The 16,764-nt window shown below is 44.8% G+C and carries 12 protein-coding genes and 1 pseudogene; 9 read left to right on the top strand and 4 right to left on the bottom strand.

The annotated features are described in order from the left end of the window. Positions 1-172 precede the first annotated feature (172 nt). From QUB37_RS22245 to QUB37_RS22235, 3 genes are all read left to right on the top strand, one after another. A complete protein-coding gene (locus QUB37_RS22245) occupies positions 173-2,224 on the top strand; it encodes an ABC transporter ATP-binding protein (RefSeq protein WP_333166204.1) in 2,052 nt (683 codons plus the stop codon). 639 nt (positions 2,225-2,863) lie between these two features. Then, positions 2,864-6,301 (top strand): PAS domain S-box protein, encoded by a 3,438-nt coding sequence (locus tag QUB37_RS22240; RefSeq protein WP_333166202.1) that lies wholly within the window; start codon positions 2,864-2,866, stop codon positions 6,299-6,301. Between the two features lie 321 nt (positions 6,302-6,622). Then, the gene (locus tag QUB37_RS22235; RefSeq protein WP_333166199.1) at positions 6,623-7,921 is read left to right on the top strand and encodes a cytochrome P450; all 1,299 of its coding nucleotides are present in this window, start codon (positions 6,623-6,625) and stop codon (positions 7,919-7,921) included. Positions 7,922-8,031: 110 nt separating this feature from the next. Here QUB37_RS22235 and QUB37_RS22230 read toward each other — a convergent pair whose 3' ends face one another. Next, positions 8,032-8,637, bottom strand: coding sequence for a chorismate lyase (locus QUB37_RS22230; RefSeq protein WP_333166197.1), 606 nt, complete (start codon positions 8,635-8,637; stop codon positions 8,032-8,034). A 177-nt stretch (positions 8,638-8,814) separates the two neighbouring features. Between QUB37_RS22230 and QUB37_RS22225 the strand changes: the two genes are divergently transcribed. Beyond that, on the top strand, positions 8,815-10,434 hold the full coding sequence (locus tag QUB37_RS22225) for an NAD(P)/FAD-dependent oxidoreductase (RefSeq protein WP_333166194.1): 1,620 nt from the start codon (positions 8,815-8,817) through the stop codon (positions 10,432-10,434). 7 nt (positions 10,435-10,441) lie between these two features. Here the strand turns inward: QUB37_RS22225 and QUB37_RS22220 are convergent, their stop codons facing one another. The 3 genes and pseudogenes from QUB37_RS22220 to QUB37_RS22210 all read right to left on the bottom strand — a co-directional run bounded on the left by QUB37_RS22220 (position 10,442) and on the right by QUB37_RS22210 (position 11,738). Continuing rightward, the gene (locus QUB37_RS22220) at positions 10,442-10,780 is read right to left on the bottom strand and encodes a XisI protein (protein WP_333155085.1); all 339 of its coding nucleotides are present in this window, start codon (positions 10,778-10,780) and stop codon (positions 10,442-10,444) included. Beyond that, positions 10,768-11,208, bottom strand: a pseudogene (locus QUB37_RS22215) (element excision factor XisH family protein). Before QUB37_RS22215 ends, QUB37_RS22220 begins: the two are co-directional and overlap by 13 nt. Next, positions 11,187-11,738 carry an acireductone dioxygenase gene (locus tag QUB37_RS22210; RefSeq protein WP_333166191.1) on the bottom strand — a complete coding sequence of 184 codons (552 nt, stop codon included), beginning with the start codon at positions 11,736-11,738 and terminating at the stop codon, positions 11,187-11,189. Before QUB37_RS22210 ends, QUB37_RS22215 begins: the two are co-directional and overlap by 22 nt. 225 nt (positions 11,739-11,963) lie before the next feature. Here QUB37_RS22210 and QUB37_RS22205 point away from each other — a divergent pair, with 225 nt between their 5' ends. From QUB37_RS22205 to QUB37_RS22185, 5 genes are all read left to right on the top strand, one after another. After that, on the top strand, positions 11,964-12,929 hold the full coding sequence (locus QUB37_RS22205) for a M48 family metallopeptidase (protein WP_333166188.1): 966 nt from the start codon (positions 11,964-11,966) through the stop codon (positions 12,927-12,929). A 225-nt stretch (positions 12,930-13,154) separates the two neighbouring features. Further along, positions 13,155-13,580: a DUF4359 domain-containing protein gene (locus QUB37_RS22200; RefSeq protein WP_333166186.1), complete on the top strand. Its 426-nt coding sequence runs from the start codon at positions 13,155-13,157 to the stop codon at positions 13,578-13,580. Positions 13,581-13,807: 227 nt separating this feature from the next. Further along, positions 13,808-14,374, top strand: coding sequence for a TerD family protein (locus QUB37_RS22195; RefSeq protein WP_445300050.1), 567 nt, complete (start codon positions 13,808-13,810; stop codon positions 14,372-14,374). A 33-nt stretch (positions 14,375-14,407) separates the two neighbouring features. Beyond that, a complete protein-coding gene (locus tag QUB37_RS22190; protein WP_333166180.1) occupies positions 14,408-14,608 on the top strand; it encodes a hypothetical protein in 201 nt (66 codons plus the stop codon). 173 nt (positions 14,609-14,781) lie between these two features. Continuing rightward, positions 14,782-16,755 carry a TerD family protein gene (locus QUB37_RS22185; protein WP_333166179.1) on the top strand — a complete coding sequence of 658 codons (1,974 nt, stop codon included), beginning with the start codon at positions 14,782-14,784 and terminating at the stop codon, positions 16,753-16,755. Positions 16,756-16,764: the final 9 nt, after the last annotated feature.

Here is a 16,764-nt window from a genome sequence, read left to right as displayed (position 1 = left end):
AAGCCGGCGAGTACCTCACCTGATTGAGATCCGCTATAACTAGCTCTGAGTTTTCAGATTGCCACGCTTCGCGAGGAACGAAGCAATCTTAAAACTTTCCCGGTGCCTTCTGCCTTCCACAGGCCCTGCTACAATCCACTTAGTCTCCCTTTAATTTTTGCCATAGACTTCCATGAGTGAAACCGTCCTAGAAGTTCGCAACCTGCGGGTTCAATTTCAATCTGCGGACGCAGGCGATGCGTCTGCAACCGTCAAAGCGGTTGACGGCATTTCCTTTGAGGTCAAGCGAGGGCAAACTCTGGGCATCGTGGGAGAGTCGGGGTCGGGAAAATCGGTAACATCCCTGGCTGTTATGGGTTTGCTGTCGAGTTCGTCAACGAAAATCGATGGCGAAATTTGGTTTTCTCCGAGAAAAGAGGGCGTTAGCAATGGGCCTGTGAATCTGCTGGAAATGCCGGACAGGGAAAAACAAACATACCGGGGCAGCCAGATTGCGACAATTTTTCAAGAGCCGATGAGTTCGCTAAATCCCGTTTATACGATCGGATTTCAACTCACAGAAGCCATTTGTTTGCACCAACAGGTGTCGCAGACAGAAGCGCGACGCCAAGCTGCTTCTCTGCTGCAAGAGGTGAAGCTGCTACCGGGCGACGATGAGATCAGGCAGCGGTGTTTGGCTTTGCGGCAAGAGCATTCCCGGGCTGCTGCGGGGAATCAAGCAGGTATGGAGGACGATCGCGATTTGATGCAGCTCGTCAACGGCCAAAAACAAGCTATGCTCGATCGCTATCCCCACGAACTTTCAGGCGGTCAAATCCAGCGCGTGATGATTGCAATGGCCATTTCTTGCAATCCAACTTTATTAATTGCTGATGAACCTACCACGGCTTTGGACGTAACCGTGCAGGCAACAATCTTAGCTTTGCTGCGGGAGTTGCGGGACTCTAGGGGCATGGCAATGATTTTTATTACCCACGATTTGGGCGTCATTGCTGAAATTGGCGATACGGTGGCGGTGATGTACCGAGGTAAGATTGTTGAGTGCGGTGCGATCGAACAAATTTTCAGCAATCCCCAACATCCTTACACAAAAGGTTTATTAGCTTGCCGCCCAACTCTCGATCGGCAAAGGCGTCGCTTGCCTACAGTTTCCGATTTTATGGATGTCACCACAAATGCTAGCGGCGAATTAGTAATTGTCGAGAAAAATGCCGATTTAGACGGCGACAACAGCGGGGGAAATTCCGCTTTTGCAACAGGAAAGCCGCCTCGGTTGCCGCATATTTCTGGCCCTTTGCTAGCTGTTAATAACTTGCGCGTCGGTTTTCCTGTTCAGGGAATGTTTGGCGAAACTAAACGCTTGTTTATGGCGGTAAACGATATTTCTTTTGAGGTTTATCCGGGCGAGACTTTGGGTTTGGTGGGCGAGTCTGGCTGCGGCAAATCAACTTTGGCGAGGGCTTTGCTGCAATTAATTCCGATCGCCAGCGGTAAAGTGTTTTTTGAAGGTCAAGAAATTACGCCTCCTGCGAAAAATAGTTCGGCATCGCAGTGGATGGCTAATTATCGGATGAAAAAAGAGTACGATCGCAAATTGCGGTGGCTGCGGCGCGATCTGCAAATTATTTTTCAAGACCCTTTTAGTTCTCTCGATCCGCGTCTAAATGTTGGGGATGCGGTGATGGAACCGATGGTGATTCACCGCTTTGGTAAGAACCAGAAAGAACAGCGCGATCGCGCGGCTTATTTGTTGGAGAGAGTGGGCTTAAATCCCGATTTTATGCGACGCTACCCTCACGAGTTTTCGGGCGGACAGCGGCAGCGAATTTGTATTGCTAGAGCTTTGGCTTTGAATCCTAAGTTTATTATTTGCGATGAGTCGGTTTCGGCATTAGATGTGTCGGTGCAGGCGCAAGTTTTAAATTTGCTGAAGGAGTTGCAAACCGAGTTTGGACTGACTTATATTTTTATTTCTCACGATTTGAGCGTGGTCAAGTTTATGAGCGATCGCGCGATCGTCATGAACAAAGGTAAAATCGAGGAAATTGGCACTGCCGAGCGCATTTACCGCCAACCGCAGCAAGCTTACACGCGGCAACTCATAGCTTCTATTCCTGCGGGGAATTTGGAGCGAATTCGGCAACAGCAATTAGGCCGCAAATCTGCTTTGGGTGCTGTGGCGCCTTGGCCCCCATCGCCTGCAGATGAATCAGAACAAAATTGATATCTAGTGTTTTTAACTCGTATCAAGTACCAATTACCTGTTACCAAATACCAATTGCTAATTAGCCATTACGCGCGAACATATCGAGCAACGAAAAACTGCTACGAAGATTTTTTTCATTGTATCTTCACAAATTAGCCGTTAATCTTTATTTTAAATTCATAATTTATGCTCAAATTCAACCTGCTTGAACTTGACTAATATTCCTGATTTTTCAACCCACAGCCAGGGCGCTCCACGCAGTATTTTCCTACATCAAACCTAGTTATTTCTAGACGCAAAAAGTGCGGTATAACACGCTACCATAAGGCGGTAAGCAGCTTCAGGCGCAGCCTAGATAATTAGGTTCTGCGTCTAGGACTAGCTAAATTAGGCCAAATGTCCAATGACTAACAACAATATGTCGCGTAGTATTATAAGTAAACTCTCTCTATGAGTCGGAAAAATTAGAAAATGCGTACCCCAGCTAAAAAGAGATTGGTGGCTACTTCCGTAAATACACTTAATTATCGCCTCGTGTTGCGTAAATTTACGCAAGTATCCAATACTAGAATTCGCACAATAGGAAATATTTATAATATTTAAACATCTTTATTGTATTTAAATCAGCACAACTCAAAGTAACTATAGAGTAAAAGAATGAAACATTCAGTTCAATTAGGAGAATCCAAAAGCACTAAATTGGTGAAATTCCTGCAAGTGTTGTGGACAAAAATCACGGCAGCAGTCACCAGAATAGAAAAGGCAGAAGGCAGCAAGGAGTATGAAAAAAAAATCAGCGTAGCGACGATCGCCCCTGGCAGTTTATTCTCAATTTTGATAATTGTACTGCTTGTCTTAAACGGGTGGCTCGTAGCTGGTAGCGGTGATAATTTCTATGCCCGCCAAGTCGCCCTGGGATTTTTGGTAATAGCAAATATTGTGTTTTTAGCGGTATCGGGGCGCTCAAAAGCTTCTGCTGTCGCAGCCCAAAACGATCGCCCATCCAGCGAACCCAACGGGGGCGATCGCTTTTTTACCCTCTCGCTAGATCTGCTGTGCGTCCTTAGTTTTGACGGTTATGTAAAACGCATCAACCCAGCAGCAGAAAAAATCCTCGGCTATTCCCCAGAAGAAATGGTTGGCCAACTCTTCATTGAATTCGTGCATCCAGACGATCGCGAAGCTACTTTAAAAGAAGCTGAAAGTCTTGCTGCGGGGAATAATACCGTTGGGTTTGAAAACCGCTGGCGCTGTCGGAACGGTTCTTACAAGTGGATAGCCTGGACTGGTAGCTGTTTCTGGGAGGAAGAATTGATGTATGGTGTCGGCCGCGACATTACCGCTCAAAAACAAGCAGAAGCAGCGCTGCAAGAGAGTCAGCGTTTTGTTGAGCGAATTGCCAATACCAGTCCGAATCTTCTCTTTGTTTACGATGAAAGCGAGCAGCGAAATGTCTACAGCAATCGCGAAATCAGTGACACCCTCGGCTATACGAGCGCAGAAGTTGAAAACATGGGCAGCAATCTGCTGCCCACCATCATCCACCCTGACGACTTAGCTAAATTTCCCGGCTATTTTCAGCAATTAGAAAATGCTCCCGACGGCGAAGTTATTGAGTACGAATATCGGGTACGCGACAAACAGAATTGTTGGCACTGGTTAGTCAGCCGGAATATTGTATTTAGCAGAACAGAGGAGGGAAAAATTAAGCAGCGTCTCGGTGCTGCTACGGACATTACAGAGCGCAAAATAGCAGAACAAGCTTTAGCAGAACAATTGAAACTTTCTTTATTCACAGCAGATGTGGGAATTGTTCTAACTCAAAACCAGGGTTTGCGTACAACTTTGCAATATTGCGCCGATGCAGTTGTGCGCCATTTGGATGTTGCCTTTGCTCGGATTTGGACGTTGAATGAAGAGGGAAATGTATTGCAACTGCAAGCAAGCGCGGGGATATATACTCATATTGACGGCGCTCACAGCCGCATTGCTGTCGGCGAGTTCAAGATTGGTTTAATCGCCCTGGAGCGACAACCTCACATCACTAATTCTGTAAAAGAAGATCCCCGAATCCAGGACAAAAAATGGGCCTCACGAGAAGGAATGGTGGCTTTTGCTGGATATCCGCTAATTGTTGACAATCAGTTGCTGGGAGTAATAGCGATGTTTGCTCGCCAGGAGTTGAACGAATCAACGCTGATTGCTTTGGCGTCAAGTGCCGATACGATCGCCCTGGGAATTAAGCGCAAACAAACAGAAGAAGCTCTCGCCAGACAAAAGCAAACTTTGAGGGCAATTATTGACAACGCTCCGATCTGGGTATGGCTGACGAATGCTAGCGGGCGGATGTTATTAATTAACAAAACTTTCTGCGAAGATGTGGCTATACCTGAATCAAGATTTTTAGCAGCATCTCACTATTCCGAAGTTTTGGGATTAGAAGCATCTGCTACGTGCATGGAATCTGACGCGCAAGCGTGGAGCCAAGATATTCCCTGTTATGCTGAAGAAGTTATGCAGCTTGCTGATGGTAACAAACATTATTTGGAGACAATTAAAACTAAGGTCAAAGATGATTTTGGAAACACGATAGGCTTAATCGGTTTGGGTTTGGACGTTACAAAACAAAAAGAATCTCAAAGACAGTTGCAAAAGTCGGAAGCGAGATTCCGCAAATTAGCCGAGCAGGAAGCGCTACTGAACCAGCTAGCTAGCAATATCCGCGAATCTCTAGATTTAGATACTATTTTGGCAACAACTGTGCAGCAGATTCGCGACTTGCTGCAAGTCGATCGCTGTGTGTTTATCTGGTATTTGCCCGACGCTTCGCCACCTGCTTGGGATGTCGTCCACGAATCTAAAAATGATGACTTATTCTCGCTTTTGGGTTATTACCCTGCTGACATAACGGGTACGCTGCAGCAAAAAATCGCTAAGTTGGAAGTTTATCAAATAGATGATGTTGCCACTTTCAGCAATCCAGTAGAAAGGGAATTCTTTTTGCAGGTGGGTTACAAGTCTGTCTTGGATTTGCCGATTAAAAGTGCCGGAGGTTTAACTGGTGTTGTTAGCTGCGTTTCTTGCAGGGAGGTTCGCAAGTGGACAAAAGAGGAAGTGGAGTTAATGGAGGCAATTGGCGATCAATTGGCGATCGCCATCAGTCAATCTGAACTTTACACTAAAAGCGTCGATTCAGCACGGATAGCGCAAGAACAAGCTGCCAAACTCGAAGTAACTCTGTGCGAACTCCAGCAAGCTCAAACTCAACTCGTGCAGGCAGAAAAAATGTCGAGTCTCGGTCAGATGGTAGCAGGAATTGCCCACGAAATCAATAACCCGGTCAGCTTTATCTTCGGCAATCTTACCTACACAGAAGAATACGCCAGAAACCTGATGAAACTGCTGCAAATGTATCGAGATGAATACCCGGAACCTTCTCCAGCGATTCAGGAGGAAATAGAAGTTTTAGAGCTGGATTTTGTGCTAGACGACTTGCCGAAAATGCTGTCTTCTATGCAGGTGGGAGCTACTCGCATCCGGGATATCGTGCGGAGTTTGCGAAATTTCTCTCGCCTCGATGAATCTGACATGAAAAAGGTTAACATTCACGAAGGCATCGACAGCACATTGATGATTTTAGAACACCGTCTGAAAGTTCAGCCCGTTAATGTAGCGGCTACGGAGTACCATCGCCCCGCAATTCAAATCGTTAAAGAATACGGAAAATTGCCACTGGTGGAGTGCTACGCTGGACTGTTGAATCAAGTGTTTATGAATATTATCGCTAACGCTATTGACGTGTTACAAGAACCGCTCGAAAATCCGGGAATTATCCGCATTCGTACAGAGGTAGAAGATAATCTCGCTGTGATTAGAATTTCTGATAACGGTGCAGGTATTACCGATCAAGTCAAGCAACGGATATTTGACCCCTTCTATACTACCAAACGGGTCGGTTCAGGAACGGGGATGGGTTTAGCGATTTCCCATTCAATTATTGTAGAAAAACATAAAGGTGAAATCAAGTGTTTCTCGGTGGTGGGGAAAGGCACTGAATTTATAATCGAGATTCCGATTAAAAGGGCAGAAAATTAAATGGGTTTGTTGGGCAAAATACTAAGGTGCGTCAGTTGGAAAAACCACTTCTTTTTGTACTAACCTTAAGACTGACTAACCCTACAGACGCCAACATATAAAAGTTATTTTAGCAGAATTTTGTCTGGTTGACAATATGAACTAGACAACTAAAATTGATATAATATTAAAAATCTAAAATCTAAAATCTAAAGACGCACCCTACAGGCTACAAACAGATAAAAGTTATTTTACCAGAAATTTGTCGGGTGGGTATTGCGCCGCCTACAATTAAAATTGATATGATATTAAAAATCTAAAATCTAAAATCTAAAATCTAAAATGGCATTACCTCCCGGCAGTTTCGGTTTACCCCTAATTGGCGATACCCTCAACTTTTTGCAAGATGCCCAATTCGCCAAAAAACGCCAGCAGCAGTACGGAAATATTTTCAAAACCAGCATTTTCGGACAGCCTACCGTGTTTGTGTGTGGCCAAGAGGCGAATTTGTTTGTTTTAAGCAATGAAAACCAATATTTTGTTGTGACTTGGCCTCCCAGCACGAAAGCGCTTTTAGGGCCACTTTCCTTAGCGTTGCAAACGGGTGCTAACCACCAAAATCGGCGCAAGTTGCTGTACCAAGCGTTTCAGCCGCGAGCTTTAGCCGGCTACATCGGCGGGATGGAAAATATCACTCAGCGCTATTTGGAAAAATGGGCCAAAATGGAAACGCTGACTTGGTATCCCGAACTGAGAAATTATACTTTTGATGTTGCGGGTAAGTTGTTAGTAGGGATTGATAATGGTTCGGAAACGGCGCTGGGACATTATTTTGAAACGTTCTCTGATGGTTTATTTTCTATTCCTTTAGATGTGCCTTGGACTCGGTTTGGCAAAGCTAAAAATGGCAGAAATTTACTGTTAGCCGAACTGGACAAAATTATTCGCGATCGCCAGCAAGGAACCCCTAGTGGCAAGGATGCTTTGAGTTTGCTGATTTCGGCTCGCGATGACGAGGGAAATAGTTTGAGTTTGGATGAGTTAAAAGATCAAGTGCTGTTGCTGCTGTTTGCGGGACACGAAACTCTAACTTCGGCGATCGCCTCTTTTTGTCTTCTCCTAGCTCAAAATCCCGATGTGATGGCAAAAGTGCGGGCTGAACAGCAGCAGTTCCCCGCTACGGAACCGCTAACATTGGAAGAGCTCAAACAAATGACTTATTTAGAACAGGTGCTGCGAGAAGTGCTGCGATTGGTTCCGCCAGTGGGAGGCGGCTTTCGGCAGGTAATTAATGCTTGCGAGTTCGGCGGCTACGAAATTCCCAAGGGTTGGATGGTACTTTATCAAATCAATCAGACGCATCAGGATAGCGCAGTTTATCCCGACCCCGATCGATTCGACCCCGATCGATTTAGCTTGGATCGATCGGCTAAACCGTTCAGTTACGTGCCATTTGGTGGAGGTTTGCGAGAATGTTTGGGCAAAGAATTTGCCCGGTTAGAGATGAAGTTGTTTGCGGCAAAGATTGTTCGGGAGTTTGAATGGGAACTTTTACCCGATCAAGATTTGAATTTAATCAGAGTACCGACTCCGCATCCCCGCGACGGTTTGCGAGTGAAATTTCGGCGGAACTACTCTTAATAACAGGCAAGATGCCTGTTCCACAAGAGATGAATTTTATTGTGGGGAGTAGGGGTTGGGCTTCTAGCCCGCCCTGAAAGCCTGATTGATAATAGTGCAATATCTCAGTCTCAATCAACATCCAATTGCATCGGCCCCAAATACTTAGTTAAATAAGGAGAAAAAACCTCATAAATCAGCGTAAATGGCTTCCCGTGATGCCAAAACAAATAGTGTCGCCCCCAAAAAGGCCCCGACTGTTCAAAAGCTGACTCCAAAGCCACCGAATCACCGCAATAAATGCCCTGCACATCGCGATACAATTCTGTTCGCAGCCGCGCTAAACTAGCCCAAATTGGCAAAGATTTATTTTGTAAATATTCGTCTACATGACTTGCTTCCCACCAAGAAGTAGCATAGGCCAAGCGCTGTCCCGAAGCAGTCCGCAGCCACACTTGGCGGCGCAGGCGCGGCCCCGGAACCGCGACAATTTGCTGGGGCGCGCCGTCTGCGTCTTCACCCACTAAATACATATCGATGACATCAACTTCTGTGGGTTCCCCTGTCAGCAGTTGCAGGTGACGGGTGGGGGAACCGTCGCCCAGGAGCAGTATTTGCCATGCCGGCGCGAGCTTGGTATGGGGCAAACCCTTCTGTACTGCGTCTTCGGCTCCTTGCCAGAGGGGGTTGAGAGCGTGCCAGGTGCGGCTGTTTTTGGGTGTAAATGTTGCAGTCAAGGGTCTTTACAAAACTTAATTTTTTGCTTATTATAACGTTTCTTCAATCTAAAATCAAAAATCGATCAACCCATAACGATCGCCCGTAGGAGCTCCGGTTAAATAGTTATAATACTTCTGTTCGGGATTTTTATTCTTCCTTCTTCCTTCTTCCTTCTTCCTTCTTCCTTCCACTATATGTTACGAATAACCGAAATAAAACTCCCCCTAGATCATCCTCAAGATGCGATCGCCAGTGCCATTCTCAAAAAGCTGCAAATTCCCCCCGAAGAATTGCTCAGCTATTCCATCTTCAAGCGCAGCTACGATGCTCGTAAAAAAGCAGAAATCCTCCTTGTCTATATTGTGGATGTAGAGACGACACAGGAAAAGCAACTTTTGGCGCGCTTCAAAAAAGACCCTCATGTGATGGTAACACCAGACACGAGTTATCGCTTGGTAGCCAAAGCCCCCAGCAATTTGAAGATTCGCCCCATTGTGGTTGGTACAGGGCCGTGCGGTATGTTTGCAGGTCTGATGCTGGCACAAATGGGGTTTCGTCCCATCCTTTTAGAACGCGGAAAAGCAGTGCGCGATCGCACGGTTGACACCTTTGGATTTTGGAAGAAAAAATCAGAATTCAACCCAGAATCTAACGCCCAGTTTGGCGAAGGTGGTGCGGGTACTTTTTCCGATGGCAAACTCTACAGCCAAGTTAAAGATCCTCAGCATTATGGGCGGAAGGTGTTGACGGAACTTGTGAATGCGGGAGCTTCACCAGAAATTTTATATATTAATAAACCGCATATTGGCACGTTCAAACTGGTTGGAATTGTCCAAAGTCTTCGCGCCCAAATTGAATCATTAGGCGGAGAAATTCGGTTTCAAACTCGTGTAGAAGATATCCACATCGAAAATGGAAAAGTGCAGGGAGTTACCCTAGCCAGTGGAGAATATATTGCTAGTAATTATATAGTTCTGGCGGTGGGACACAGCGCCCGCGATACTTTTGAAATGTTGTTTTCGCGCGGGGTTTACATCGAGGCTAAACCTTTTTCTATTGGTTTTCGGGTGGAACATCCGCAGACTATCATCGATCGCTGTCGTTTTGGCGATCGGGCGGGCCATAAGCTTTTGGGCGCCGCCGATTACAAACTGGTTCACCATTGCCAAAACAATCGTTCTGTATATAGTTTCTGTATGTGTCCCGGTGGTTTGGTAGTGGCGGCTGCGTCAGAACCGGGGCGACTTGTTACTAATGGGATGAGTCAATATTCTCGCAATGAACGCAATGCTAACAGCGGGATTGTGGTAGGTATCACGCCGGAGGATTATCCCGGTCATCCCTTAGCAGGAATTGAGTTTCAGCGTCGCCTAGAAGAACGGGCATTTGAGTTAGGAGGTGGCACTTACAACGCCCCTGGGCAGCTTGTGGGTGATTTTTTGGCAAATCGCCCTTCCACGGCGCTAGGCAGTGTGCAGCCGTCTTATACGCCGGGAGTTGTGATGACTGATTTGACCGAAAGTTTGCCAGATTATGCGATCGCAGCTATCCGCGAAGCACTTCCGGCTTTTGACAAACAGATTAAAGGATTTGCGATGGATGATGCGGTTTTGACTGGGGTGGAAACGCGCACTTCTTCACCAATTCGGATTAAACGCAAGGAAGATTATCAGAGTTTGAATACAGAAGGTCTTTATCCTGCTGGGGAAGGTGCAGGATATGCGGGTGGAATCCTGTCAGCGGGGATTGATGGGATTAAGGTGGCGGAGGCGGTTGCTTTGAGTATTTTGCGATCTTCAAACCACAAAATTTGAGGCTGGATCAACCAACTGCAAATTCGGTGTATTGTCGGACATGAGGTGCGTGATAGGCTAGCACAATTTCCTGGGATGGGACGCCTCGTGCTATTAATTGATCGGCGATCGCTTCTTCAGTCCCGTCATGCTGCACCCAAATTTTCCCATCTTTAATATCTACATGAATCACACAGCCATAAATCCGAGTGCTACCGTTTTTCCAACCCACATTTACAAGTTGATAGCGATCGCTTACCAGATCGAAAATCGTCTCGCTGGAAACTGGATCGTTAGGCGATCGCCGCTGGGCTCGTTCAGTTAGCAACTCCTGAATATATTGACGATACAAACTTACTTTATCCATTGAGAAATCTCCTCTTTTTCGGTATCGTAAACTAAAAGCGGAATTTGATTGCGTTCAATCACCATTTGAATAAATGACTATTTGAAAAATCTCGTGTAAATATCTAAGGGAACTGCTAGGTAAAGAGTTCTCTCTGGATCGTCATATTCTAATGCAATCCGATAGTTAATAAATTGTCCCACTGCGGTATGAAATTCTGAAATCGTCGATGGTGCTAAAAACGTTTTGATTTCAACCGCAATTTTTTCATTATCCTTTGTAGCTGCTAATAACTGTTCTGCACCCAGATCGATATAAAAATCCACAAATCCCAGATCGATATGATAAGGATCATGAGTAATTGTCCAATCCTGATTTTGGAGGGCCGTCTTGACGAGTTCATGAAACTTATCTTTAGCTGGCCTATTTAAACAGCAGCTAAACGCGATCGAATTTCCGTATCGGTATACTCCGGCGTCCAGCCTTCTTTGGTGATAAAATAGCGCACCGCTTTAATTTTCCGGGCTGCTGTCAAATAAAACCAGTGTTCTGTATTCGCCGGCACGTTGATAAATTCTTCCGGCTGCACAGTGAGTTCGACTTGGCTGCCGTCGGGCCGCACAAAGCCGAAAATGCCCTCGCCTGCTACGATATAGCGGACTTCATCATCGACGTGGATGTGGCACTTGTTGAATTTGGACAACATGGTGTCGATGTTGGGGATGTCTGGATGCAGTACGATTAAGTCGCGATCCTGATAGCCTGCACTTTCGGACAACTGTTGAAAGTAGCCGTCGAGGGCTTGTAACACTTGCTCTTTTTGATTGTCGTCAAGAGCATCTTTAGCTAACAAATTTTGAATTTCAGGGCTGTCACCCACGGGCCAGCGGTTGAGTTGAATGTTTAAGGAAGCGAGTTCTCGGGTAATGTCGCTTTGTTGAGTGTAGGTTGTACCGTTTTCGAGTTGCAGGATAGCCATGTTTGCACGTTCCTATTTTTGGGTGAGGCGATACACAGGCACTGTGAAAGATGTTTGTCGATCGCGCCTGTACCAGAATCACAATTTTAACGCTAATTTGAACAGGCTTTTCGGCCTGTTCCACAACAGTTGAATATTTGTCGCGGTAATATTATAAGTCAGGCGCCAGCTAGCACCAGCAGCGATGGCATTACTGATATCTTAAATGTAACTTTTGCAACAACTATGCCTACTTATACGGGAATTTCTAGCGAAGCATTTCAGCATCCCCTCGATCGCCAAGCTGAGGAAGCGTTACGCAGCGTGCCTGGATTTGACTTAATTGCCAGCAAATTTGTAGAATTTGTCTACGAACGACCGCAATTCGTTTACCTAATGGGAAATAGCATTCAAGTCGGGCCACGCCAATATGCCAGCATTTATCATATATTTCGGGAGTGCGTGCAGGCTTTAGATGTTTTTCCAGAACCGGGTTTGTTTGTTTCTCAGAATCCCTCAGTTAACAGCTATGCTCTGGGAAAAAACCAGCCTTATGTAGTATTAAACACTGGTCTTTTAGACTTGTTGGAAGAGCCAGAAATTCGGGTAGTATTGGCTCACGAGTTGGGACACATTAAATGCGGTCATCCAACTTTAAATCAAATGGCGACGTGGGCAATGAGCGTTGCATCGACAATTGGCGAGATGACTTTCGGGCTGGGAAATATGGTCGGTAGCGGTTTAATTTACGCTTTTTACGAGTGGCGTCGCAAGGCTGAATTATCGGCAGACCGGGCGGCTTTGTTGGTAACGGATGACTTAAACAGTGTGATGAAGACGATGATGAAACTTGCGGGAGTTAGCAGTAAATATGCTGACCAATGCAGTTTGCAAGAATTTATCCGCCAGTCTGACAACTATCAAGAGCTCGATCGAGACAATCTCAACCAAGTGTATAAATTTTTACTTTACAACGGCGGCCAAGGCGTGATGCTGAGTCACCCTTTCCCGGTGGAACGCCTGCGGTATTTGCGAGACTGGGCCAGTTCCGAAGAATACCGCCAAATTAAGCTGGGGAACTACAAGCGGGCTGTAGCTGAGGGTGCGGTTGATGTGAAGTCCCAAACGCCTAACAGCGAGACGGAGGCTTTGCGCCGTCAGATTGAAGAGTTGCAGCGGGAGATCGATCGGCAAAAATCAAAGCGAAACTAAGTTTAAATTCCTCGTTTCCCGGCTGTGGCTGGGAACCAGCTAAATGTTTTGTTGAAGATTTACCGGATTTGAGGGAGGGGGAAACGTAAAAGGAAGGTAAACCAGTGAGAGACTTACTCGCAACTGGCCTCCAATCTAAAAACTGTCCCCTCCTTTCGGAAATCGGTTTCTGAAGAGGTGTAGTTTAAATCAAGAGAAGCTTATAAATCAACGGGGCTAAAAAAAATGAATATTGATAACGCAATGAATACTAACAAGCCAACTTCTAATTTTTTCGGCAATGTGGGAAAAGTCACGATGGCTCTGATTCTTCTGGCCGCGGGCATGGCATTTACAAATCCTGGGAGAGACAAATACCTCACTTATGCTTCCGGCGTACTCCAAACCGAGTTGGAAAGCACTGTTTGCAAAGATTCTCGCGTTCCGAAATCTTTGAGCGGCATTACAGATACTTTGATCGGCAGTTGCAAGAATTTGCTGACTTCGCAACGGGACACGATCGAAAGCTTGCTCGACAATACAACGCAGCGTCAAAATTTAGGTGTTGCCAGCATTTATACAACTGAACTGGGCAAAAAAAGCTATCAAACGGTTGGAGCTTTTGGGAATTTTGTGACCTTGCCACCTAGTTCTGAAAATGCTCCAAATTAGAGTCAAATTAAGTTCAATTGTAGAAACCGGGTTTTGTAGAAAGCCCGGTTTTTGCTTACGTAATTATCTCTAAGCAAATCTCAATAAATTCGGAGAGCAGCAGCACATATTTTTAGTCAAGCTCGCTATTATCAGCAAAATATTAAGTTTTCTTAAAGAAGAAAAGTTATTGTCCCACTTAATATTAACATGAACGCTATAAAGTTTGATGTTTAACAAATAAGCAGATGACAATGCAATTAAGTAAGGGTGAGAGATTTAATATCTCTAAAGAAGCGCCCGGTTTAAAAAAAATGGCGATCGCCCTCGGTTGGCATGTGACAGGGGCAGGACAAAGCTACGAGATAGATGTCTCTGCGTTTATGCTAGGTGCTGACGGCAAAATACCTAACGATAAATATTTTATCTTTTACAATAATCTGCAATCCGGTGACAGTTCGGTACTGCAAGTGATTCGGGATAAAAACAACCGAAGTCAAGAGAATAAAACGATTTACGGGGTTATCTTAAAAAGAGTTAATCCTGAAATTGAGGAAATAACTTTTGTTGTCACTATTCACGAAGCCGAAAAAATTAATGCAAATTTTACCCATATAAAAAATGCTTTTATCAAAATTTACAATTTGGATACAGAAAAGGAACTTGTTCGTTATGAATTAAAAGAAAATTTTTCGCGAGAGAGTGCTGTAGAATTTGGTCGCTTGTATAGAAAGAATGGAGAGTGGAGGTTTCAGGCGGTAGGAGCAGGATATCAGGCAGGATTGCAGAGTTTTGTGGATAAGTATTGCAGCTAAAATAATAATAAAATTGCTCCCATTACTCACGAGTTGGCAACGGGAACAGCAGATGATTTGCAGTTCCCTGCTGGGGAGTTGGAGGTGAAGCCAGAACCGGAAGCGGAACAGTCTTGTCTGGAGCATTTGGTAACTTTGTTAACTTGCTACCTAGTTTTGAAAATGCTCCAAACCAATGTCAAATTAAGTTCAATTGTAGAAACCGCTTGGGAAGCAAGCCCGGTTTTCACTTAGGTAATTCTCTCTAAGTAAATCTCAATAAATTCAGCTACAGGCACCAGATATTTTTAATCAAGCCCGCGATTAGAGAAACTCTGTTAAATTTCATTAATTAAACAACTTCTTATGCCACTTAACCTTAAAATTAGGAGTATAAAATTTTAGGTTTAACAAATAAGCAGATGGCAATGCAATTAAGTAAGGGTGAGAGATTTAATCTTTCTAAAGAAGCGCCCGGTTTGAAAAAAATCGCGATCGCCCTCGGTTGGCAGGCGACAGAGGCAGGACAAAGCTACGAGATTGATGTCTCTGCTTTTATGCTAGGTGCTGACGGCAAACTACCTAACGATAAATATTTTATCTTTTACAATAATCTGCAATCCTGTGATGGTTCGGTACTGCAATCGATTCCTGACAAAAACAACCGAGGTCAAGAGAATAAGAGTATTTACGGAGTTATTTTAGAGAAAATCAATCCTGAAATTGAAGAAATAACTTTTGCGGTCACTATTCACGAATCAGATAAAATCAAGGCAAATTTTAGCAATATCAAAAATGCTTTTATCAAAATTACCAATTTGGATACGGGAAGCGAACTGGTTCGCTATGAATTAAAAGAGAATTTTTCGCTAGAGACTGCTGTAGAGTTTGGTCGTTTGTATAAAAAGAATGGAGAGTGGAGATTTCAGGCGGTAGGAGAAGGATATCAGGCAGGATTGCAGAGTTTGGTGGACAAGTATTACAGCGGAAATAGCAATAATATTGCTCCCATTAGTAGAGAGTTGACAGCGGGAACAGCAGCAGATGATTTGCAGTTGCCGGCTTGGGATTTGGAGGTGGATTCAGAACCGGAATCGCAACAATCTCGTCAGACTCGAAGGGTACAGCAATCACGAATTAACAATCAAGTTAATAATTCGCGAAGTCGCAAAATACCCGCAGCTTTATTAGCAGGTTTAGCGGTTTTGGTGTTGGGGACAAGTGTAGGGACGATCGCCTTTATGCGATCGGGAAATGAAACGCTGAAGCAAGCTAAAATACTGGCAGTTGAAACACAGAATGCAGCGAAAGCAACCGATGTCAATCTGCTCAGAAGTTTCGAGCAACGACTTAAAGAAACGATCGCCAATTTAGAGAAAATTCCTAACTTCCCCGGCTTTGGGTATCAGCAAGCTAGAGCAGATTTACTGCAACTGCGCCCGAGTTTGGTTCCAGTAGCGCAAAATTTACAGGCGGCAGAAAGTCTAGCAACGGCTCAAAAATTGGCGATGGAAGCTGCTGTGGTTGTGCAAAAACCGCCTCATCCGATCGAAGTTTGGCAGCAGTCGCAAAGTAAATGGCAACAGGCGATCGCACTTTTAGAAGCGATCGATTCACGTACACCGGTTTATAATCTAGCTCAAAATAAGTTATCTAATTACCGAGCCAATCACGCTGTGATCAGTCAAAGAGTTGCGATCGCTCAAAAAGCTGCAAATTTTAGCAACCAAGGCTCTTTAAAAGTTCAAAAGGGAGATGTTCCGGGGGCGATCGCCAATTTTACTCAAGCTTTAGCGCTGAATCCGAACATACCTCAAGCTTACCTCGGATTGGGAATTGCTACTGGCCAACAGGGAAACAAGCAGCAGGCAATTTACAATTACGATCGAGCGCTGCAATTTAATCCTAACTTGGCAGAAGCTTATTTCGGTCGCGGTCAAGCATACTATGAATTGGGAAACAAGCAAAAGGCGATCGGGGATTACGAACAAGCTATTCGCATTAATCCTAATTATGGTTTGGCTTATTTGGAACGAGGTGCTATTCGCTGTATGTTGGGAACCAAATCGCCAGCAGTAGCAGACTTTCAACAAGCGGGAGAACTTTTTTTAAAGCAGGGAGACGGAAATAATTACAAATTAGCACAAAGCTTTATTAATGATTGTCAAGAACCGAGTGCAGAGGCTGCAATCTGCGATTATCGAAGGAACATAGATTCCTTCGGCAGACCCTGCGGTCGATCTGTTAATGTTCCGATTATAATTAGAAGAAAATCCGCGACTGCTACCTCAAACTCTGAGTCTACTGATATTAAAAGCAATAGCAGCGATGAAAAAATATCGCCTGAAAATTCAGATAGCAGCAGCACAAGAACTCGCAGCAGGAGAAGAAGTAAAAGGTAAACCGCTGTT

The organism is Microcoleus sp. AT3-A2 (assembly GCF_036705685.1).
In the GTDB taxonomy this organism is placed as follows: Bacteria; Cyanobacteriota; Cyanobacteriia; order Cyanobacteriales; family Microcoleaceae; genus Microcoleus.
The sequence above is the reverse complement of the archived record's forward strand: the minus strand, read 5'-3'. Positions and strand labels throughout refer to the sequence as shown.